The 667-nt window shown below is 50.7% G+C and carries 1 protein-coding gene; it reads left to right on the forward strand.

From position 1 onward, the window contains the following. Positions 1-667: CRISPR-associated endonuclease Cas1 (gene cas1 / locus NZ519_14065; GenBank protein MCS7029877.1), on the forward strand; the 667-nt coding region annotated here is incomplete at both ends.

The following is a 667-nucleotide window of genomic DNA, read 5'->3' on the forward strand; positions in this document are numbered from 1 at the left end:
CTACTATGAGCACTACACCGGGTCTTTTCAGCCCAAGGAATATCTCTTAGCGGGAAAAGTGCAGATCGAGCAGACGCGCGCTTATTTAGATCCCGACATTCGCATGCACTTAGCGCGCGGTTTTGTCGAGGGCGCTACAGCAAACATGCTTCGAAATTTGAAGTATTATGCCACCCGCGGGCGCCCATTAGACACCTACATAGGAACCCTGGAAACCTACCAGCAAGGACTCAGCACCGTCGCTACCGTGCCCGAACTTATGGGTCTGGAGGGTAACTGTCGGCAAATTTACTACGATGCCTTCGACCACATCGTAGAAGGCTTCTCTATGAACGGGCGAACAAAACAGCCACCTGCGAACGAAATCAATGCCATGATTTCTTTTGGCAATATGCTTTGCTACACCCGCGTACTTGATGCCATTTACCATACCCAGCTGAATCCAACCATCAGCTTTCTCCACGAACCCGGCGCCCGGCGGTATTCGCTGGCCTTGGACATCGCCGAAATTTTCAAACCCATCTTAGTGGATCGAACCCTTTTTGCCTTAACAAACAAGCGAGAGATACAGCAAAAACATTTTGACCACACGCTAAATGGCTGCTTGCTCAACCCATCCGGACGCGAAATCTTTCTACGAGCCTTCGACGAACGCCTCAAAGAGACG

The organism is Bacteroidia bacterium (assembly GCA_025056095.1).
Classification (GTDB): Bacteria; Bacteroidota; Bacteroidia; order JANWVE01; family JANWVE01; genus JANWVE01.